Genomic DNA, 18,404 nt, shown 5'->3' with positions numbered 1-18,404 from the left:
GTCGAAACCCGGTTTGGCGCACAGGAAGTACACTGTGACTGGGGATTTCGTAAGGAAGACCAGGATTGTGTTGCGATTAGTGTCCCCAGCAACGGCCGCCTGACTGACAAAAACAGCGCGGATGGTTGGGTGTGCCTCAGAGGTTTCAGAGAAACGGAGAGCGGTTGCGAACCGGTGGCAATTCCACAGCATGCATACCTTGCACCTGCAACCTACTCTGGATGGAAATGTGAACGTGGCTTTCGCTCAAACCAGGACAGGTGCGTTGCGATCCTTGTCCCTTCAAATGCTCACTTGAATCGGAGAGGTGACGGTTGGGAATGCAATCGGCCGTACACACGACAGAATGACAAGTGCACCGAAACTGTGCCGCGACAATAGGTTAATGGAAACCAATACCGCCTGAAATATCCGGAAGGACCAAGCCGTGAACCATAACTCGATTGACGAAAATCTGGGTAAAAGGCTCCAAGCCGAAAGGGCTCGTCGCAGATCCTACGGGATTAAAACATCTATTGCGTTAGCAGTGTGTGTTGCGGCCATAATTGTGGTGGTGTTTCTCTGATGCGTAAAAGCACCCCTCAGGTTAGCCTCCGGCACCCAATATCGGCAATTCGCGACCTAGAACAAAGAGCATTTCAGGACCGCAGTGTTCGTAAGTCGCGGAACGCTGACGTAGCCGGTGTGATTGAGGAAGAGTTTGGCAAGTACTTGATTAAGGCTGGCATTCTGAGCGGTAACAGCGTTGCGCGCGCATTCCCCAAGCCACCAGCTAAAACGCAGGCAATGATTGCCGATGCAGTCGGTGAAACACCGGCATTGGCCATTGAAACCTTAAAAGAAATTCTCGAAGAACGAGACAGGAAACGTAGCGGTCAACGCCGTTTGGAGGGAAACTCCGGCACCCTCGTTCCCAGTGAAAGAGAATATGCCGAAGCATTGCGACAGATCAGGCTCACCCCTGCGCAGGTCACAATGCTCAAAGCACTTACTATCGCTGGTAAGGAAGGTCTGACCATTGGTCACTTGTCACAGGCAGCCGGTTACAAATCGCGCGAGGCGTCCGTCAAGGTATTCAAGAAAATCGGGTTTTTGATCGCAGAATATCTGGAACTCGAACTTCCCGAAGGCGGGTCTGCTCAAAATGATGGCGCTGCTCAAGTCCTGGCATTTTCTCACGTCGAAAATGACGATAAACCAGCTACTTGGATCATGCATCAGGAACTGCGCGACGCCGTGCGTTCTATTCTATGACGAAAAACCAAGCACCTAAATACGAAGAGAGTTCCTGACCGCTCCAAATGCACGAAAGGTTGCACACATAGCTTATGCTGGAGAAAAAATCATACCCGCTCGACCTGATCTATGTACCTGTGAAACGTGCAAAAACACTTGATCAGCAAAAAGTCCTGTCGCTGGCCGAAGATATCCTGAAGAACGGCCAGAAAACCCCGATTCAGATACGCGCGGACAACAAAAGGTTCGTACTGATTGAAGGCCTTCACCGACTAGAGGCCATTCGCGCCCTCGGCGGTGATACTGTCGAAGCCTTTTTGGTGCGCGCCAGATTACACTAGACTCTTGTTGGGATTGGCGTTCGACAAAGCCTGAGAAAACGTCAGCAGGCGCTGACTTTCTTCATCCCAAAGATGCAATCGTGCGCAATGAAGGCTCTCATATAGAGTAATACGCTGGCAATTTTCCAACTCGGAATGGTCACGCAAAACCTCGTTTAGCCGATAAAACGGTATGCGGCTGGCAAGGTGGTGAACATGGTGCACACCGATATTGGCAGAGAACCACCGCAGGATGCCTGGCAGGGCGTAGTGAGAACTTCCATAGAATGCGGCGTTCTGAAGATTCCACACTTCTTCCCGCTCCCAAGTCGTGTGTTCAAACTGGTGTTGAATATAGAATAGCCAAATACCAATCGATGCGGCGACGATCATGGTTGGAAGGAATACAAAAACCAGTACATCCAGGCCTCCGGTCCAAAAAATCAGAGCCAGGACCACTGCAATCGCGGCGTTTGTTCCCATAGCACTTGCCCAATTCAGCCAGCCTGACCGCATGAAACCAAAGGGCAAGCGATTTTGAAAAAAGAACGTGTAGACCGGTACTATACAGAACAGGAAGAAGGCGTTCCGGATTAACCTGTAAGCGGCACGCCCGAACCAATTCCGTTTCAGGTATTCCTCAATGGTCAATGTAGGAATGTCACCCATACCACGCCGATCAAGGTTACCGGTTGAGGCATGGTGAATCGCATGGCTTTGCCGCCAGACGTCATAGGGTGTCAGGGCGAGAACACCCAGAACCCGGCCGGTCCAATTGCAAACGGTGCGGCTTCTAAAGAAAGATCCGTGACCACAATCATGCATGATGATGAAGATACGCACCAGAAATGCGGCGTTCAGGATGGCCAATAGAACAGTGACCCAGATACTAAGGGATAGCGCAAACCACGCTGCGCCCCATAGCGCGAAAAAGGGGATGACAGTGATTGTCAGTTCAATAACGCTACACTTCGTATCGGGCACACGGTATTGCGCGAGCGCCCGGGTCAATTCCTGCTGTTGCAACTGACTTGTTCTCCAAGGGCTTTTAGCAGCCCATTGTGCAAACGGGCACCCCATAAGGGTGCCCGTAAAAGGTCAGGCCAGTGCCAGATTGGCGGCGCTGTCGCGCCCGTCACGGCCAGCTTCGACGTCAAAAGTGACCTTCTGGCCGTCCTTCAATTCGCTGATGCCGGAACGCTCAAGTGCTGAGATGTGCACGAACACATCGCGCTTGCCATCTTCAGGTTCGATAAAGCCAAAACCTTTGGTCGAGTTGAACCATTTTACTGTGCCATTTGCCATGGTGGAAGTCTCCTAATACTTGCCGCCCGCATTATTGCGGCGACTCGGCGTGGTCGGTCTGAATCGAAAGACTGAACGCCGAGTTTGGGAGACAGCAGGTCGAAAAAGAAAAACGTAAGCCCTGTGTATATGGACTTCGAGTACACACGATACAAGCCTTGATACAACGGAAAGCAACAGAAGATCTAAGTCTGCCCAGCCCAATTTGGGACAAAGATAAGCAGAACCATTGCTCTGTGGTTCGGAAATCAGAGGTCGGCTTCCGATAAAACCTGCCGAATGCGTATGCAGCAAATTGATTGCTCAGGCACGGCAGGTAGGGCTCACTGTCCGAAATCGCCGCGTGCTTCAAGAACACCGCGGCAAGGCACAAATGTTCATTGAGTGATTGAAACATTGCTAAATCAACGAGTTGACCTCTCTAACGAACGGTAGATTCTGCGCGGCCCGAATCTTGGGTCATGCTGCGTTGGCATAGGGCGACTGCGAGCCTCAAAGTGCCATTAGTAGGTCCGTATCTGCGCAAGCATCGGGCAAGAAACGTTCCCGATGTTACAGTTGGCCGTAAGTTCATTCAGGGCGGCCTCCAATCGCTTAAGTTCGATTATCTTCATACGCACATTGGAGATATGAAGCTCGGCCAGTTCCTTAACGGATTGGCAATCCTCGCTATCACCTTCGGATAGGTTGAGAAGCACCTTTGCATCGGCAAGCGAAAAACCCATGTCTCGGCACTTCCTTAGAAAACGAAGCCGTCCAACATCGTGCGCGGAGTACATGCGTCGATTATTCGATGCCCTTTCTGGTTTCGGCACGATCCCTTCGCGTTCGTAGTAGCGGATAGTATCAATTCCGACACCGCTTTGCCGGGATGCCTCCCCAATCGCAAACATGTGAGATTTCCTGTCTTGATCCTGTAGTGGCTACAGAAGTTAAACGAGAGGTTGTTGTCTCTACAACTCCGCGCGACGTAGTCCATCAGGGAAACAGAATGCAGAAGTACCTTAGCCTCAGCTATTTGGGATCGCTATCAGCGCTTGGCGTCGCGACTTGCTGCGTTTTGCCCATGACGATGATGTTACTGGGGCTGGGTGGCAGTTGGTTGGCAATCTTTGGGAAGGTTGCCTCAGCGAGTTACTATGTGCTGACGATGTCAACGGCGCTCGTCGTGATATCATGGATGGTATCTTATCGGCGCGGTTCCTTGCCGACGTTGAAATGGTGGCTTGCAGGAACGACTCTAATCACCGGCGTGGGTTGGGTCGTTGTGTTTAACGAGGCATGGATTAACGATTACCTGATCATGCAGATGTGAGACTATGACAAAACAAACTGTAGTCCTAGAAAGCACCCTGATTTGCCCGAAGTGCGGCCACAGTGAAACCGAGCAAATGCCAACGGATGCTTGCCAGTGGTTCTATGAATGCAAGTCGTGCAAAACAGTTTTGAAGCCGTTGGAAGGCGACTGTTGTGTTTACTGTTCATATGCCACGCTCCCGTGTCCACCAATTCAGCTAGGCGATAGCTGTTGCGGATGAAGTGAAGGACGGTTTTGTTGAGCGAACTGTGAGCCGCCGCCGCGAGCATCGCTGCTATTTTCATGAATGACAGTTTTTTTGCTGCTTGGCCGCACAAGGTATTCGGCAGTTGCAGTGTCGTTACTGCTGCAAGCGCATGCAGCAATAAAATCCAGGGTACAGGTTGGGCTCGAAACAGTCATCTGACTGTTTCTGTCGGATGTCCGTTCGCCAGCGCGAAGCTGACGATAGAGCCTCAGTGAATAAGCCTCAACACATGACACGCGCCTCAGAAGAACCTGAACAAGAATCTGAATGGCGCCTATGCAGAACTAAAGAGCAGTGATTGCAAACATCGTTGGTATCCTGCTCCCGCAACCAAAACAGTCCAACAAAACACCGAACGAGCCGCCCAAGGGCGGCTTTGCTCGTTCTCCACCGCCCGTTTCGCGCCAACCCAACAATCGCCGACATACAAAAGGCATACAAAAGGAAAGAAACACGCAAAATGCGCAAGAGTTGCAGCGCGCCACCAAAAAATCTCAGCACCTGTCGAAATCTGAGAAAACCCGACGTCCTTGGGGCACGAACCTGAAAACAGGAAGGACGATAGATGGTTTTTTCAACGACACCGATTTATGCGTTGCTAGTGGCGATGATCTGGCTCGTCTTATGGTTTCGTGTCTCGGGGATGCGGTCGGCCACGGGCCAATCCATCGGCGATGGCGGCGACATGGCGCTGATGTTGCGCGTGCGCCAACATGGAAACTGCCAGGACTGGGCGACCTTCATATTGATATTGATGATGCTGGGCGAAGGGGTCTGTACATCAACGCTTTTCCTCAACGCGGCGGGCATTTTGCTGGTGATCGGACGAGCTGTGCATCCCTTCGGGTTGAAGATTGACAATGCCGGCCACCCGCTCCGCTATGTCGGTAATGGCACCAATGTCCTGGCCGCGCTGATCATGATGATCTGCATCGCAGCCCGGATATTCGGTCTTTGACCCATAACTTTTGAAAAGGATTATTGCTATGAAATACATGCTGTTGATCTACACTGACCCCGCGCAGGAACCGGCCTATGGCACCCGGGAGTTTGACGAGATGATGAGTGGCTTCTTTGCCGCCAATGAGCGGATGAAAGCGGATGGTGTTCTTTGCGATGGCGAGGGTCTGCAAGGGATCGAAACAGCAACCACCCTTCGGATCCGCTCCGGAAAAGCTGAAACCATGGACGGGCCCTATGCCGAAACGCGTGAGCATCTTGGCGGATACTATGTGGTTGACGTTGCCGACTTGGATGCGGCGTTGAAATACGCGGCGCTGATCCCGGCCGCCAACTACGGTACCATCGAGGTTCGGCCTTTGATGGACTACAATCCGGCGGGATAATCCATGAAGAATGCCGCCCCCAAAGCGATCGCAGTTGGGCATGTCATTGATGATGTGTTGCGGCGGGATCGGGGGCGGCTATTGGCCGGCCTGATCAACCGGTTGGGTGACTTCCAACTGGCCGAGGACGCACTGCAGGAGGCCGCAATCTCGGCCGTGAAACACTGGAGCCGCAGCGGAGTTCCGGACAACCCGACCGCATGGTTGATGCGGGTTGGTCTGAACAAGGGCATCGATCGCATTCGAGCGCAACATAGGGAAGGTCGGAAAACAGCAGCCCTGGCCGTAACCCTGCCCGACTCCGTGACGGACGACCTGCCTGAGCAGATACCGGATGACCGGTTGCGTCTGATCTTCACCTGCTGCCACCCCGCGCTGGACCAGAAGTCACGCATCGCGCTGACCTTGCGCACGGTCTGCAACCTGACCACACGGGAGATCGCCGCAGCATTTTTGGACAACGACCAGACGATGGGCCAGCGCCTGTCCCGAGCCAAGGCCAAGATTCGCGCCAAGGGGATTGGGTACTCCGTTCCCGATCCGGAAATCTGGCCGGAACGTTTGGATACGGTGCTGACGACCCTCTACCTGATCTTCACCACCGGATACGTGACCGAGGATACGGGACCGCGGGATCTCTGCCACGAAGGTATCTACCTTGCGCGGGTTCTGCGAGATCTCCAACCGGGAGAGCCCGAGATCGAAGGTGCGCTGGCCCTGATGCTATTGACCGATGCCCGCCGCCCTGCGCGTATCGACGCTGATGGCGCTATGGTGCCCGTAGAGGATCAGGACCGAACACTTTGGCGGCAGGGTCAGATACGTCAGGCGCAGCGGCTCCTGCAAGCTGCGGTCGACCAGAGAAAACCGGGACCGTTTCAACTCAAGGCCGCCATTGCGGATTGCCACATGATGGCGCCGGCCCCGGATTGGTGGCAGATGTCGCTGCTGTATCAGTCCCTTTGGGCCTGCGAGCCAACCCCGGTGGTTGCCCTGAACTGGGCCGTCGTGATGGCCGAGGCAGGTCATGCCCAACTGGCCTTGGACAAGCTGGACAGCCTGCGGCCCGATCTTGACGATTTTCAGCCATGGCACGCGGCCCGCGCGCATATTCTTCAGAAGACGGGCCGCACCGCCGCGGCGGTCGCGGCCTATCGGCAGGCCATAGAAGCGGCACCGAACCTGGCGTCCAGAAAGTTTCTGCAACAAAGACTGCGGCGGCTCGCGCACTGAGGATCTGACAAGATCGCGCGCCATTGCGACGATTGCCTGGAATGGGACTCAGCTGGTGCCTTCCGTGTGGGCCAGCATTTCCTTGCCGACTCGCCGATAGTTCACGAAGGAATTGGCGCTCATGACGACAAAGAAGCTGTCCAAATCAATCATGACATAGCCCATTTCCAGAAGTTCACGGGTCAGAGCCGTGATGTCCTCCTGGTACAGCCTTCTCCGGCCACACAGTGCACGCAGCAGCTTCTGCGGGATGCGATACCGGCCCGAGGCCTTTCCTCCGAACTCCCGGGCATACAGCCCGGCCAGGGTTTCCGCGGCATTCGTGAAGTCAGACATTCTATATCTCATCCAATTTTGTCTATAGACAAAAATTTATCACCTATATAAAGGAGCGACAACCCAATTGAATGGCCAAGGCATGGACGGAAACGTAGACATTCCCTCAACCGACGAAGAGCTTTCGCTTCGGATCAAGGAAGCGGTCGAGCAGTCCAATGCGTCCGAGCTTGAGGCGCTTCTGGATTCGCTGACCAGCAGCGAAGCCCTGCGCGAAGTTCTTCAGCTGACACCGGCCGAGCGCGATACCGTTCTGGAGATCGTGCCCGTTGGACTTGCCGCGGAACTGGTCGAAGAAGCGCCAAACGAGATGGCGGTCGAGCTTGTGGAACGCCTCAAGCCCGAGCGTGCTGCAGAGATCATCGAACAGCTGGATTCGGACATTCAGGCCGACGTTATCGGCGAGTTGGATACGACGGATGCCGAGGCCATCCTGTCCGAAATGGACGCCGAAGAGGCTGCGGATGTCCGCCTGCTCAGCACATTCGATGATGACACCGCCGGCGGTCTGATGATGACCGAGGTGTTCAAGTTCCGCGACACGCAGACCGTTGGCAATGTCCTGCGCGAACTTGCTTCGGACGACGAGGATTTTGAAAGGTATCGCGGGCAGCACCCCTATATTGTTGATTCCGAGGGGCGCGCCGTGGGCGTGGTATCGCTGCGCAGCCTGCTGACCGCCAAGCGCAGCGAAAAGCTGACAAGCATCATGGTTCCACCACTGACCGTGACCGTGGATACCCCGTTGGAACAGCTGGAAGACGTGTTCAACGATCATCCTTTCCTGGGGGTGCCGGTGGTTTATGCCGACGGAGTCCTGGCCGGTGTCGTGTCCCGCACGGCGGTGGCTGAAGCCACTCTGGAACGCTCGGAAAGTGAAAGCCTCAAACGTCAGGGTGTGGTTGGCGACGAGCTGCGCTCGATGCCTTTGTCGGTGCGGTCCCGTCGCCGGCTGGCCTGGCTTGCGGCCAACATCGTGCTCAACATCATCGCGGCCAGCGTGATCTCGGCCTACGAAGAAACACTGGCCGCAGTGATTGCGCTGGCCATTTTCCTGCCGATGGTATCGGACATGAGCGGCTGTTCCGGCAACCAGGCCGTTGGCGTCACCATGCGTGAATTGAGCCTGGGGTTGGTGCGGCCGCAAGATGCCGTGCGGGTCTGGATCAAGGAGATTTCCGTCGGGGTCATCAATGGGATCGCACTGGGTATTCTGATCGGGCTGGTCGCGTGGTTCTGGAAAGGCAATCCGGCCCTGGGTCTGGTGATTGGTACTGCGCTGGCACTCAATACGATGCTGGCGGTATCCATCGGCGGTGTTGTTCCTTTGCTGCTGAAGCGGATCGGACAGGACCCGGCCGCCGCAAGTGGCCCGCTGTTGACCACGATTACGGACATGGCCGGCTTCTTCTTCGTGCTCAGCCTTGCAACCCTTCTGATGCCCTGGCTGGTGTGATTATGGCAAACGTTTCCGACAAGGGTCAGCCGCAGACGCCGAAGGTCATTGGTTGGATGGAATACATCGACCTTCCCGACCTGCCATTGAACGACATCAAGGCCAAGATCGACACTGGCGCCCGCACGTCAGCGCTGCATGCAACCGACATTCGGCGGTTTCAACGGGACGGACATCACTGGGTGTCCTTCCTGACGGAGGTGCCGGGCGGAGAAGGCATGATCCGTATCGAGGCTCCGATCAAGGAACGGCGCAACATCAAGAACACCAGCGGAATTCCTGAAAACAGGATCGTCATCCGAACCACCATCCGGTTGGGCGACGAAACCTGGCCGCTGGATCTGTCTCTGACCGATCGCACGAACATGACCTTTCAGATGATCGTAGGCCGGGCGGCGCTGAAGAACCACGCGATCGCCGTTCACACCAAGCGCGCGCATCTGTTGCGCGGCAAACCAAAACACCAGGACAAAGGGGATTTGTCATGAAGATTGCCATGCTGGCGCGCAATGCCAACCTGTACACGCACCGCCGCCTCAAGGAAGCGGCCGAGGAGCGTGGGCATCAGCTCGACATCATCGACACCCTGCGGTGCTACATGAACATCGCAACCCGTCGCCCCGAGATCTATTACAACGGCGAAAAGCTGACGGGGTATGACGCGGTGATTCCGCGGATCGGTGCCTCGGTCACCTTCTACGGAACCGCAGTGTTACGTCAGTTCGAAATGATGGGTGTTTACCCGTTGAACGAAAGCGTCGCCATCGGCCGGTCGCGCGACAAGCTGCGGTCGATGCAGTTGCTGGCCCGCGACGGTGTCGGCCTGCCCGTCACAACCTTTGCTCACGACCCCAAACAGACCGACGAGGTGCTGAGACTGGCCGGTGGCGCGCCCATCGTCATCAAGCTGCTGGAAGGGACGCAGGGCATCGGTGTCGTTCTGGCCGATACGGACCGGTCCGCCAAATCGGTTGTCGAGGCGTTCCGCGGTGCGGGTGTGAACATCCTGCTGCAGGAGTTCATCAAGGAAGCCGGAGGAACCGACATTCGGGCCATCGTGGTGGGCGGAAAGGTTGTCGCTGCGATGAAACGCACCGGCGCCGAGGGCGATTTCCGCTCGAACCTGCATCGCGGCGGTTCGGCCAAGGTGGTCAAGCTGACACCGGAAGAGCGTGCAACGGCCGTTCGCGCGGCCAAGTCGATGGGCCTGAATGCCTGCGGCGTCGACATGCTGCGCGCCAACCACGGCGCTGTGGTGATGGAGGTCAATTCCTCGCCGGGCCTGGAGGGTGTGGAAAAAGCCACGGGTCTGGATATTGCCGGAAAGATGATCGAGTTCCTGGAAAAGAACGCAAAAGCCGGGGCCACCAAGACCAAGGGCAAAGGGTAACGGCATGGCAAAGCGGCAGCCATTCACGATCGGCCACGCCACGGTGGCACCGGGGTCGCGGCTTACCGTGGATCTGCCGGTCAGCGTTCTGTCGGACCATACCCCGGTGACCATGTCAGCGCATGTGGTGCACGGCCGACAGGACGGGCCCACCGTTTTTGTCAGCGGTGGGGTGCATGGTGATGAGGTGATCGGCGTCGAGATCATACGCCGTCTGTTGCGTGCGCCCAACCTGGCGACCTTGAAAGGCACGCTGATCGCGGTGCCGATCGTGAATGCGTTCGGCTTCATCAACCATTCGCGCTATCTGCCCGACCGCCGCGACCTGAACCGGGTGTTTCCCGGCAGCGAGAACGGGTCGCTGGCCTCGCGGCTGGCGCATCTGTTCATGACAGAAATCGTCGCCCGCTCGGATCTGGGGATCGATCTGCATTCGGCGGCGATCCATCGTACGAACTATCCGCAGATCCGGATCTCGCCCGACAACCCTCGGACCAAGGAACTGGCCAGCGTTTTCGGAGCACCGATCGTCATCCAGTCGCCCCTGCGCGACGGATCATTGCGCGGCGCGGCCAAGGCGCAGGGGAAAGATATCCTGTTGTACGAAGCGGGCGAGGGTCTTCGCCTGGACGAACTGTCGATCCGCGCCGGCCTTGCTGGCATTCTGCGGGTGCTGAGGCACATGGGGATGGTTCCCGCCAAGCGGATTTCCAAGCCCAAAGCGGCACCGCAGTTCTGTTCGTCCAGCAAGTGGTTGCGTGCCCCGATGGGCGGAATTCTTCGGATCTACAAAGCGGACGGTGAACTGGTTCGCAAAGGTGATCTGCTGGGTGCCGTATCGGACCCGTTCGGCGAAGCCAGCGAGGACATCATCGCTCCGTTCGACGGCTTGATCGTCGGGCGTGCGGTCATGCCTGTGGTGAATGAGGGCGATGCCGTGTTTCACCTGGGGCGGGTCGGGTCCGTGGAAAAGGCCGAAGACTCGATGGAAGATATCAACGCGCAGCTGGAAGATGATCCCATGTTCGACGAGGACGAGATCATCTGAACGGTCCGACACGGATAAGAGACTGGCAATCCAGACACTTGGGGCGGCCTTGGCCGCCCTTCTTTCATCCCAGGCGTTTCTTGAACCTGAGCGTCGCAGCCAGCATCCCAAGGACGGCAAACCCGATCATCCACAGAATGTCACCGCGCAGAGCGTAAAGCGTTGCATCCCGCAGAACCACGCCGCGGATCATGTCCATGAAATGGGTGGCCGGCAGCACTTGGGCGATCACCTGAACCGGTTTGGGCATCCCGTCGAACGGGAACATGAACCCCGACATCAGGATCGAGGGCAGCAGAACGAAAATCGTCATCTGCATGGACTGCAGCTGGTTCTGAGCCAGCGTCGAGATCACAAGGCCAAGCGACAGGCTGGCGATGATGAACAGAAGCGTTACCACCAGCAGCGGGATCATTCCTCCGTTAATGGGGACGTCGAACAGGAAATGTCCCAGCCCGAGGATGATCGCGACCTGCAGCAAGCCCAGGAAGATGTAGGGAATGATCTTGCCGATCATCAGCTCAATGGATTTGACCGGGGTGTTGATCAGCATCTCCATGTTCCCCCGCTCGCGCTCTCGGACGATGGCGGCCGAGGTGAACAGGATCATGGTCATGGTCAGGATGACGCCCACAAGGCCGGGAACGATGTTCACCGCCGATCGTTGCTCGGGATTGAAATACAGCGTGACCTCGAAGGTCGGGACCTGACGGTTTGGCGGCTGTCGCAGCAATTCGGTCAGTGGCATGCTGCGCAGGGATTTGATGGCGCTGGCCACCATGGTGTCCGACCCGTCCACGATCCAATGAGCCACGGAGCGGCTGGATGTCTGGTTGGTGGCGTTGGGCAGGCCCAATCCGATGGACGGGCTTCGGGCAAGCCGGTCATCGACGTCGGGCGGAATGATGAACGCGGCGCGCACGGTGGATTCGGTGATCGCCTGCTCGGCCTCTTCCGGGGTCGCGAAGACCTTGGTGATGGTCACGACCTGCGTGGCCTGAACGATCTGAGCCAAGGTCCGGGACAGCGACGAGTCGGCCTGATCCACGATCCCGACCGGTATATGGCGGATGTTTGTGTTGATTGCGTATCCGAACAACAACAGCTGGATCAGCGGGATCATGACGACCATGGCAAAGGTCATCCGGTCGCGCCGCAGTTGCAGCAGCTCCTTCTTGAGAACGGCGGTGATGCGGCGGAGCGATTTCATTGGGCGGGCCCCTTCGTCGCGCTGACGAACACGTCTTCCAGATTGGGGCGCTGCACGGACATCGCCACGTTGGGAAAGTCCGACAGGCGCGACGTGATCATCGCCATCGGATCGGTTTCCGACTTGTCCACCAAAACGCGCAATCGGGCACCCACCTGCGCCGTCGACAGCACCTTGGGCGTGTCATCCAGTAGGTGTTTGACCTGCCGCAGACCCTCGCCTTCGACCTCGATCACGGTGGCCTTCAAGTCTTCCATCAGTTGCCGGGGCGATCCATCCGCCTTTTTCACCCCATGCTCGAGGATGGCCAGCCGGTGACACCGTTCCGCCTCGTCCATGAAATGCGTGGACACGATCATCGTCGCGCCCTGATCGACCAGGTCGAACAGCTGTTCCCAGAAAGACCGGCGGGTTTCGGGGTCGACGGCCGATGTCGGCTCGTCCAGAAACAACAGCTTGGGGCCGTGCAGCACCGTCGCGGCCAGCGCCAGTTTCTGCCGTTGCCCGCCGCTCATGCTGCCGCTCAGTTGATTGGCGTTTTCGGTCAGGTCGTAGGTTGTCAGCAGTTCGTCGATCCGGTCGGCGGATTTGCGGCGCGGCATTCCGTAGATCTCGGCGGCAAAGCGGAGGTTCTCAAGCACCGTCATGTCGCGGTAATATGAAAAGATCTGCGTCATGTACCCGATTTCATTCTTCAGCGGCTCGGCGTATTGCGGCATCGGTTGGCCCAGCACCGAGACGGATCCGCTGCTGGGCGTCAGCAGTCCGGTCAGCATTCGCATCGTCGTTGTCTTGCCGCAGCCGTTCGGGCCCAGAAACCCATAGATCTGACCCTGGCGTATCTCCAGGTCCAGGTTGCTGACGGCTGTCTTTTCCTTGAACCGGCGTGTCAGACCCTGGGTCGAGACCACCAGATCGCTCATGGCATCTTCACCTGGACGGGAACGCCCGCAGGCAGATCTCGGGCGGTTTCCGGCAGGTCGATTTCTGCCAGATAGACCAACCGCGTCCGATCATCCTTGTTTAACCCGTAGTAGGGGGTGAAGGACGGGTCGTCGCTGACCCATCGCACGGTGCCCGTCAGAGGTTGGTCCAGCCCGTCGACCCGAACCTCGAGAGAGTCTCCGGGAGCGATGTCCACCCGGCTGGGTTCGGGGACATAGACGCGGGCGAAAGGGGCCGCGCCGGACACCAGCACCGCGACCGGGCTGCCCTGGGCGACCCGTTCCCCCAGGTTCCAGGGAAGGGAATCCAGGATGCCGTCCCGTGTCGCAACAACCGTCAGGTCATCCAGAACGGTCTGCTCGGCGGCAACCGCCGCTTCGGCCGCCCGCACATTGGCCCGGGCAACCGACAGATCTTCGGGGCGGGTTCCGTTTTCCAGTTCTTTCAGGGATTCCCGAGCGCTTTCCAGTGCCGCCCGAGCGGAATCGCGTGCGGCAATATCCTGGTCCAGGCGCGCCTGGCTGACGACCGAGTTGACGACCAGCTGGGAATTCCTCTGATACACGGCCTCTGCGTCCAGCAGACGCGCCTCGGCACCGGCGACGTTGGCGCGCGCGATCGCAATCTCTTCCTCGCGCGGGCCGACTTCCAGTTTCAGTAGCGTGGCCTGCGATTTTTCCAGTTCCGCCTGCGCGAGGTTCAGCTTCGCGGTCTGCAGATCCGTGTCGAACCTGACCAGCACGTCGCCGACCTTGACCGGAGACCCTTCTGCAACAGGCAGTTCCACGATGATCTCATTGGCCGTTGCCGTCAGTGCGACCCGGTCCCGCGCCAGAACTCCCAACGCGGTGCCGGTGTTCTGGCCCGAACATCGGTCCAGCAACGCAGCAGGGAGAATGGCCATGACCAGCAGCGGAATCGGCAGGGACACATTCATCAAATCATCGTCTCCTTGGTCGGGGCGGTTTGGTATCGGTGTCAATTTCTGCCCCGACTCAAAGGTTTAACAGACGATTGAAAAATCACAAAAGCAGAACCAAACGGGCCAATACCAAGCCATCCAAGGACGCCCGGGCCGCAAATTCAAGAGATTGACCCCGCCCACGACCGGCTGAGTTCTGTCCTGACCGCGGTGCAGTGACGGGCAAGAGCGCGGGCACATACAGGGCGCAAATAATCCTTGCAACCGGTTGCAAAAAAGAACATGCTCCCGCCAGAAATATACCCAGAGGTCACAATGCTCAGAATCGGATTGCTTGGAGCAGGGCGCATCGGAACCGTCCACGCGCAAGCCATTTCGGACCACCCGGACAGCACGCTTGTTGCGGTTTCGGACGCAATGGAAGACGCCGCCGCACGTCTGGCGCAAGCGCATGGAGCTGTAGCGCGCACGTCGGAAGACATCATCGCCGACCCGGATATCGACGCGGTACTGATCGCCACGCCGACGGATACGCATTCGGACCTCATCGAGGCGGCGACCGCCGCGGGCAAGGCCGTTCTGTGCGAAAAGCCGGTCGATCTGGACCTGAACCGCGCCCTCGCCTGCCAGCAAGCCGTGGCAGGTACCGGTCAACCGGTCATGATCGGGTTCAATCGGCGTTTCGATCCGGGCTTTGGCGCATTGAAATCCGCCGTTCAGTCCGGCGAGATCGGAAGCCCCGAATTGCTGTCGATCACTTCTTTTGATCCGGCGCCGCCCCCGATTTCCTATGTCAAAGTATCGGGCGGATTATTTCGGGACATGACGATACATGATTTCGACCTCGCCAATTTCATCATGGGTGACTTACCGGTCACTGTTTCGGCCGTTGGCACATCGACCGTGGACCCCGCCATCGCCGAGGCGGGGGATGTGGACACAGCCGTCGTCACCATGACCTACAAGGACGGTCGGATCGCCGTCATCAAGAATTCTCGCCGGGCCGTATACGGCTATGATCAACGGGTCGAGGTCTTGGGGTCCGGCGGGCTGCTGCAGGCGCGCAACGTGCTCGAGAACAACCTGGTGAAATCCACGTCCGACGGCGTGATCAGTGCCAAGCCGACCTACTTCTTCCTCGAACGCTACATGCCTGCCTATCGGGCGGAATGGGATGCGTTCGTGACTGCGGTCAAGACCGGATCCGCCGTGCCGGTGACGCTGGAAGACGGCGTCGCAGCGCTGGCCCTGGCCGAAGCTGCGACCCGATCGGCCGGGACGGGTATTCCGGTAAAGCTGGAGGAAATTTTGAAACCGGTTGCAAAATGACGTGAAGTATTGAAACTGAAACGGCCCCGATGCGTATCGGTGCGACAGAGATTCGGCCTTGCCGGATGAATGGGTCCAGGACCCGGACAAGACAAAAATCTGTCCTAGTGGGAGGAAACGTAATGAACAAATTTTTCAAAGGTGCTTTGGCCGCCGGCGCGCTGGCGCTGGCCACTCCGGCCTTTGCGCAGGACATCGTCGTGGTATCGCACGGCCAGGCGAATGACGCGTTCTGGAACGTGGTCAAGAACGGGGTCGAGCAGGCCGGCACGGATATGGGCGTGAACGTCGAATACCGCGCGCCCGAAACCTTCGACATGGTCGCCATGTCGCAGCTGATCGATGCCGCCGTGAACCAGGAACCCGACGGGTTGATCGTCTCGATCCCGGACGCCGACGCGCTTGGCCCCTCGATCGAACGCGCGGTCGCCGCAGGCATCCCGGTGATCTCGATGAACTCGGGCTCGGACGTGTCCAAGAAACTGGGCGCGGCGCTGCATGTCGGCCAGGATGAGTTCGACGCCGGCAAGGCCGCCGGTGAGAAGCTGGCCGAAATGGGCGGCAAGAACGCGATCTGTGTGAACCACGAGGTCGGAAACGTCGCGCTGGACCTGCGCTGCGCGGGCTTTGCCGAAGGCTTTGGCGGCAACGTGACTGTTCTGCCCACGTCGAACGACCCGTCCGAGATCGAGTCGAAAGTGTCGGCGGCTCTGGCTTCGGATGAAAGCGTCGATACCGTGATGGCGCTGGGCGCAAGCTCGGCCGGTGAGCCCACAGTGGCCGCCGTCAAAGGGTCGGGGCGCGACGTGAACGTGGCCTCGTTCGACCTGTCGGCCAACTTCCTGCAGTCGATCGTCGATGGTGACGCGGCCTTTGCCGTGGACCAGCAGCAGTATCTGCAGGGTTACCTGCCGGTCGTGTTCATGGCGCTGAACGCCAAGTACGGCCTGATGCCGGGCGGCAACGTGCCCTCGGGTCCGAACCTGATCACCGCCGACAAGGCCGGTCAGGTGGTCGAGCTGTCCGCTCAGGGCATCCGCTGATACCGGCGGGCTGAAAATCGGGGCGGCGTCAGGGCGCCGCCCCTGCCAAACGGGAGGAAACCATGACCGAGTCTGCACAAGCGGCGATGGACGAACGGATCAAGAAGGAACCGTTCCTGACCAAGCTGATGAAGCGGCCCGAACTGGGGGCCATCGCAGGGGCGATCCTTGTCTTCATCTTCTTCGCCATCACGGCCGATGAATCGATGTTCACGCTTGCCGGCATCATGAACTTCATGACCCCGGCCGCCCAACTGGGTATTCTGGCCATCGGCGCGGCGCTGCTGATGATCGGGGGCGAGTTTGACCTGTCGATCGGCTCCATGGTGGCCTTTGCCGGCCTGTTCTTCGGGGTCTGCGTGGTGACCTGGCAGCTGCCCTTGGTGGCCGCGATCCCGATGACTTTTGTTTTTGCCGCCTTTGTCGGGGCAATCAACGGCACCATCGTCATCCGCTCGGGTCTGCCATCCTTCATCGTGACGCTGGCGTTTCTGTTCATTCTGCGCGGCCTGTCCCTGGTGGGGCTGAAGGCGGCCACCGGCGGGTCGACCCAGCTGCGCGGCGTGCGCGATCAGGTCGAAAATGACTGGCTCGCGCCGTTCTTTTCCGGCGAAGCCTTTGCCAGCCTGTTCACCTGGCTGGCCGAAAAGGGCCTGATCGACACGTTCAAAAGCGGCGCGCCCAAAGTGCCGGGTGTCCCGGTTGAAATCCTGTGGTTCGTGGCCTTCGCCATTGCCGCCACCTATGTTCTGCTGCGCACCCCGGCCGGCAACTGGATCTTCGCCTCGGGCGGCGACCGAGTTGCGGCGTCGAACTCGGGCGTACCGGTTAACCGGGTCAAGATTTCACTGTTCATGCTGACTGCCTGTTGTGCCGCGCTGGTGGCGATCATCACCGTGATCGACGCGGGCTCCACCGATGCGCGGCGCGGCTTCCAGAAGGAATTCGAGGCGATCATCGCCGCGGTGATCGGTGGCTGTTTGCTGACCGGAGGGTATGGCTCGGCCATCGGGGCGTTCTTCGGGGCGATCATCTTTGGCATGGTGGTCATCGGCCTGACCTATACCGATTTCGATCAGGACTGGTTCCAGGTGTTCCTGGGGGCGATGCTGCTGATCGCCGTTCTGTTCAACAACGCGATCCGCAAACGCGTGACGGGAGAGCGCTGACATGACCGAAGATACCAAGTTCCACCACGGCGACGCGGTCAAGGACGTGGCCCCGGTCGTCGAAATGAAAGAGATCGAGAAGCATTTCGGCAACATCATTGCGCTGGCGGGCGTCAGTTTCGACGTCAAGCCGGGTGAATGCCACTGCCTGCTGGGTGACAACGGGGCGGGCAAATCGACCTTCATCAAGACGATGTCCGGGGTGCACAAACCCACCAAGGGCGAGATCTATTTCGAAGGCCAGCCGATGTCCTTCGACACGCCCCGCGACGCGATGGAGGCGGGCATCGCCACCGTGTTCCAGGACCTGGCGATGATCCCGCTGATGAGCGTCACGCGCAATTTCTTTATGGGGCGCGAGCCGACCAAGGGGAAAGGCCTGTTGAAACGGTTCGACATCGAGCACGCCAACGAGGTCTGCATGGAAGAGATGCGCAAGATGGGCATCAACCTGCGCGGCCCCGATCAGGCGGTGGGCACCCTGTCGGGGGGCGAACGTCAGACCGTGGCGATTGCCCGTGCGGTCTATTTCGGCGCCAAGATCCTGATTC

The 18,404-nt window shown here is 58.3% G+C and carries 22 protein-coding genes; 15 read left to right on the top strand and 7 right to left on the bottom strand.

The features are described from left to right. The first annotated feature begins 564 nt into the window (after positions 1 to 564). The gene (locus tag AC2FM5_RS15355) at positions 565 to 1,254 is read left to right on the top strand and encodes a hypothetical protein (protein WP_170789860.1); all 690 of its coding nucleotides are present in this window, start codon (positions 565 to 567) and stop codon (positions 1,252 to 1,254) included. A gap of 74 nt (positions 1,255 to 1,328) precedes the next feature. Next, the gene (locus AC2FM5_RS15350) at positions 1,329 to 1,577 is read left to right on the top strand and encodes a ParB N-terminal domain-containing protein (protein WP_496736628.1); all 249 of its coding nucleotides are present in this window, start codon (positions 1,329 to 1,331) and stop codon (positions 1,575 to 1,577) included. On the opposite strand, the gene AC2FM5_RS15345 is transcribed toward AC2FM5_RS15350, so the two are convergent. The 3 genes from AC2FM5_RS15345 to AC2FM5_RS15335 all read right to left on the bottom strand — a co-directional run bounded on the left by AC2FM5_RS15345 (position 1,569) and on the right by AC2FM5_RS15335 (position 3,754). After that, on the bottom strand, positions 1,569 to 2,582 hold the full coding sequence (locus AC2FM5_RS15345) for a fatty acid desaturase (RefSeq protein ID WP_496736626.1): 1,014 nt from the start codon (positions 2,580 to 2,582) through the stop codon (positions 1,569 to 1,571). The genes AC2FM5_RS15350 and AC2FM5_RS15345 overlap by 9 nt on opposite strands. A 72-nt stretch (positions 2,583 to 2,654) precedes the next feature. Then, the gene (locus AC2FM5_RS15340; protein WP_170430361.1) at positions 2,655 to 2,861 is read right to left on the bottom strand and encodes a cold-shock protein; all 207 of its coding nucleotides are present in this window, start codon (positions 2,859 to 2,861) and stop codon (positions 2,655 to 2,657) included. Positions 2,862 to 3,364: 503 nt separating this feature from the next. Then, complete coding sequence (locus tag AC2FM5_RS15335; RefSeq protein WP_170637988.1) at positions 3,365 to 3,754, bottom strand: MerR family transcriptional regulator; 390 nt, start codon at positions 3,752 to 3,754, stop codon at positions 3,365 to 3,367. 98 nt (positions 3,755 to 3,852) lie between these two features. Between AC2FM5_RS15335 and AC2FM5_RS15330 the strand changes: the two genes are divergently transcribed. The 5 genes from AC2FM5_RS15330 to AC2FM5_RS15310 all read left to right on the top strand — a co-directional run bounded on the left by AC2FM5_RS15330 (position 3,853) and on the right by AC2FM5_RS15310 (position 7,005). Beyond that, positions 3,853 to 4,176 (top strand): hypothetical protein, encoded by a 324-nt coding sequence (locus AC2FM5_RS15330; protein ID WP_496736624.1) that lies wholly within the window; start codon positions 3,853 to 3,855, stop codon positions 4,174 to 4,176. 4 nt (positions 4,177 to 4,180) lie between these two features. After that, positions 4,181 to 4,399: a GDCCVxC domain-containing (seleno)protein gene (locus AC2FM5_RS15325; RefSeq protein ID WP_480676035.1), complete on the top strand. Its 219-nt coding sequence runs from the start codon at positions 4,181 to 4,183 to the stop codon at positions 4,397 to 4,399. A 592-nt stretch (positions 4,400 to 4,991) separates the two neighbouring features. Further along, a complete protein-coding gene (locus AC2FM5_RS15320) occupies positions 4,992 to 5,384 on the top strand; it encodes an MAPEG family protein (RefSeq protein WP_496736622.1) in 393 nt (130 codons plus the stop codon). A gap of 37 nt (positions 5,385 to 5,421) precedes the next feature. Beyond that, positions 5,422 to 5,772 (top strand): YciI family protein, encoded by a 351-nt coding sequence (locus tag AC2FM5_RS15315; RefSeq protein WP_244952460.1) that lies wholly within the window; start codon positions 5,422 to 5,424, stop codon positions 5,770 to 5,772. Positions 5,773 to 5,775: 3 nt separating this feature from the next. Further along, positions 5,776 to 7,005, top strand: a complete 1,230-nt coding sequence (locus tag AC2FM5_RS15310) for an RNA polymerase sigma factor (RefSeq protein ID WP_170359780.1) — start codon at positions 5,776 to 5,778, stop codon at positions 7,003 to 7,005. Positions 7,006 to 7,053: 48 nt separating this feature from the next. On the opposite strand, the gene AC2FM5_RS15305 is transcribed toward AC2FM5_RS15310, so the two are convergent. Further along, on the bottom strand, positions 7,054 to 7,341 hold the full coding sequence (locus tag AC2FM5_RS15305) for a hypothetical protein (RefSeq protein WP_496736619.1): 288 nt from the start codon (positions 7,339 to 7,341) through the stop codon (positions 7,054 to 7,056). Positions 7,342 to 7,423: 82 nt separating this feature from the next. Here AC2FM5_RS15305 and mgtE point away from each other — a divergent pair, with 82 nt between their 5' ends. From mgtE to AC2FM5_RS15285, 4 genes are read left to right on the top strand one after another with little or no spacing between them, the layout of a single operon-like run. Beyond that, positions 7,424 to 8,797 (top strand): magnesium transporter, encoded by a 1,374-nt coding sequence (gene mgtE, locus AC2FM5_RS15300; protein ID WP_496736617.1) that lies wholly within the window; start codon positions 7,424 to 7,426, stop codon positions 8,795 to 8,797. A 2-nt stretch (positions 8,798 to 8,799) separates the two neighbouring features. Continuing rightward, entirely contained in the window at positions 8,800 to 9,285 is a 486-nt protein-coding gene (locus tag AC2FM5_RS15295; protein WP_496736615.1) for an ATP-dependent zinc protease family protein, read from the top strand. After that, positions 9,282 to 10,187: a 30S ribosomal protein S6--L-glutamate ligase gene (gene rimK, locus AC2FM5_RS15290; protein ID WP_093963715.1), complete on the top strand. Its 906-nt coding sequence runs from the start codon at positions 9,282 to 9,284 to the stop codon at positions 10,185 to 10,187. Before AC2FM5_RS15295 ends, rimK begins: the two co-directional genes overlap by 4 nt. A gap of 4 nt (positions 10,188 to 10,191) precedes the next feature. Further along, positions 10,192 to 11,235: a succinylglutamate desuccinylase/aspartoacylase family protein gene (locus AC2FM5_RS15285; RefSeq protein WP_170342571.1), complete on the top strand. Its 1,044-nt coding sequence runs from the start codon at positions 10,192 to 10,194 to the stop codon at positions 11,233 to 11,235. A 64-nt stretch (positions 11,236 to 11,299) separates the two neighbouring features. Here AC2FM5_RS15285 and AC2FM5_RS15280 read toward each other — a convergent pair whose 3' ends face one another. The 3 genes from AC2FM5_RS15280 to AC2FM5_RS15270 are packed head-to-tail and all read right to left on the bottom strand — an operon-like array spanning position 11,300 to position 14,327. Continuing rightward, a complete protein-coding gene (locus tag AC2FM5_RS15280; RefSeq protein ID WP_496736612.1) occupies positions 11,300 to 12,445 on the bottom strand; it encodes an ABC transporter permease in 1,146 nt (381 codons plus the stop codon). Next, the gene (locus AC2FM5_RS15275; RefSeq protein WP_496736610.1) at positions 12,442 to 13,368 is read right to left on the bottom strand and encodes an ABC transporter ATP-binding protein; all 927 of its coding nucleotides are present in this window, start codon (positions 13,366 to 13,368) and stop codon (positions 12,442 to 12,444) included. The genes AC2FM5_RS15280 and AC2FM5_RS15275 overlap by 4 nt, the downstream gene beginning before the upstream one ends. Beyond that, entirely contained in the window at positions 13,365 to 14,327 is a 963-nt protein-coding gene (locus tag AC2FM5_RS15270; RefSeq protein WP_254432983.1) for an HlyD family secretion protein, read from the bottom strand. The genes AC2FM5_RS15275 and AC2FM5_RS15270 overlap by 4 nt, the downstream gene beginning before the upstream one ends. Positions 14,328 to 14,627: 300 nt before the next feature. Here AC2FM5_RS15270 and iolG point away from each other — a divergent pair, with 300 nt between their 5' ends. From iolG to AC2FM5_RS15250, 4 genes are all read left to right on the top strand, one after another. Continuing rightward, positions 14,628 to 15,641, top strand: coding sequence for an inositol 2-dehydrogenase (gene iolG, locus AC2FM5_RS15265; RefSeq protein ID WP_496736608.1), 1,014 nt, complete (start codon positions 14,628 to 14,630; stop codon positions 15,639 to 15,641). Positions 15,642 to 15,763: 122 nt separating this feature from the next. Further along, positions 15,764 to 16,684 carry a sugar ABC transporter substrate-binding protein gene (locus AC2FM5_RS15260; protein ID WP_170343203.1) on the top strand — a complete coding sequence of 307 codons (921 nt, stop codon included), beginning with the start codon at positions 15,764 to 15,766 and terminating at the stop codon, positions 16,682 to 16,684. 62 nt (positions 16,685 to 16,746) lie between these two features. Continuing rightward, the gene (locus AC2FM5_RS15255; protein ID WP_170343202.1) at positions 16,747 to 17,853 is read left to right on the top strand and encodes an ABC transporter permease; all 1,107 of its coding nucleotides are present in this window, start codon (positions 16,747 to 16,749) and stop codon (positions 17,851 to 17,853) included. Position 17,854: 1 nt separating this feature from the next. Then, on the top strand, positions 17,855 to 18,404 hold a 550-nt coding region (locus AC2FM5_RS15250), incomplete at its 3' end, for an ATP-binding cassette domain-containing protein (protein WP_496736605.1).

The sequence above is a fragment of the Ruegeria sp. BHSA162 genome, assembly GCF_059613385.1.
This window is presented reverse-complemented; position numbering and strand designations above follow the sequence as displayed.

What these genes read in the sequence shown, in the direction of transcription:
- AC2FM5_RS15355 (WP_170789860.1), top strand. Translation starts at nt 565, where the DNA reads ATGCGTAAAAGCACCCCTCAGGTTAGCCTCCGGCACCCAATATCGGCA.
- AC2FM5_RS15350 (WP_496736628.1), top strand. Translation starts at nt 1,329, where the DNA reads ATGCTGGAGAAAAAATCATACCCGCTCGACCTGATCTATGTACCTGTG.
- AC2FM5_RS15340 (WP_170430361.1), bottom strand. Translation starts at nt 2,861, where the DNA reads ATGGCAAATGGCACAGTAAAATGGTTCAACTCGACCAAAGGTTTTGGC.
- AC2FM5_RS15335 (WP_170637988.1), bottom strand. Translation starts at nt 3,754, where the DNA reads ATGTTTGCGATTGGGGAGGCATCCCGGCAAAGCGGTGTCGGAATTGAT.
- AC2FM5_RS15330 (WP_496736624.1), top strand. Translation starts at nt 3,853, where the DNA reads ATGCAGAAGTACCTTAGCCTCAGCTATTTGGGATCGCTATCAGCGCTT.
- AC2FM5_RS15325 (WP_480676035.1), top strand. Translation starts at nt 4,181, where the DNA reads ATGACAAAACAAACTGTAGTCCTAGAAAGCACCCTGATTTGCCCGAAG.
- AC2FM5_RS15320 (WP_496736622.1), top strand. Translation starts at nt 4,992, where the DNA reads ATGGTTTTTTCAACGACACCGATTTATGCGTTGCTAGTGGCGATGATC.
- AC2FM5_RS15315 (WP_244952460.1), top strand. Translation starts at nt 5,422, where the DNA reads ATGCTGTTGATCTACACTGACCCCGCGCAGGAACCGGCCTATGGCACC.
- AC2FM5_RS15310 (WP_170359780.1), top strand. Translation starts at nt 5,776, where the DNA reads ATGAAGAATGCCGCCCCCAAAGCGATCGCAGTTGGGCATGTCATTGAT.
- AC2FM5_RS15305 (WP_496736619.1), bottom strand. Translation starts at nt 7,341, where the DNA reads ATGTCTGACTTCACGAATGCCGCGGAAACCCTGGCCGGGCTGTATGCC.
- mgtE (WP_496736617.1), top strand. Translation starts at nt 7,424, where the DNA reads ATGGACGGAAACGTAGACATTCCCTCAACCGACGAAGAGCTTTCGCTT.
- AC2FM5_RS15295 (WP_496736615.1), top strand. Translation starts at nt 8,800, where the DNA reads ATGGCAAACGTTTCCGACAAGGGTCAGCCGCAGACGCCGAAGGTCATT.
- rimK (WP_093963715.1), top strand. Translation starts at nt 9,282, where the DNA reads ATGAAGATTGCCATGCTGGCGCGCAATGCCAACCTGTACACGCACCGC.
- AC2FM5_RS15285 (WP_170342571.1), top strand. Translation starts at nt 10,192, where the DNA reads ATGGCAAAGCGGCAGCCATTCACGATCGGCCACGCCACGGTGGCACCG.
- AC2FM5_RS15280 (WP_496736612.1), bottom strand. Translation starts at nt 12,445, where the DNA reads ATGAAATCGCTCCGCCGCATCACCGCCGTTCTCAAGAAGGAGCTGCTG.
- AC2FM5_RS15275 (WP_496736610.1), bottom strand. Translation starts at nt 13,368, where the DNA reads ATGAGCGATCTGGTGGTCTCGACCCAGGGTCTGACACGCCGGTTCAAG.
- AC2FM5_RS15270 (WP_254432983.1), bottom strand. Translation starts at nt 14,327, where the DNA reads ATGAATGTGTCCCTGCCGATTCCGCTGCTGGTCATGGCCATTCTCCCT.
- iolG (WP_496736608.1), top strand. Translation starts at nt 14,628, where the DNA reads ATGCTCAGAATCGGATTGCTTGGAGCAGGGCGCATCGGAACCGTCCAC.
- AC2FM5_RS15260 (WP_170343203.1), top strand. Translation starts at nt 15,764, where the DNA reads ATGAACAAATTTTTCAAAGGTGCTTTGGCCGCCGGCGCGCTGGCGCTG.
- AC2FM5_RS15255 (WP_170343202.1), top strand. Translation starts at nt 16,747, where the DNA reads ATGACCGAGTCTGCACAAGCGGCGATGGACGAACGGATCAAGAAGGAA.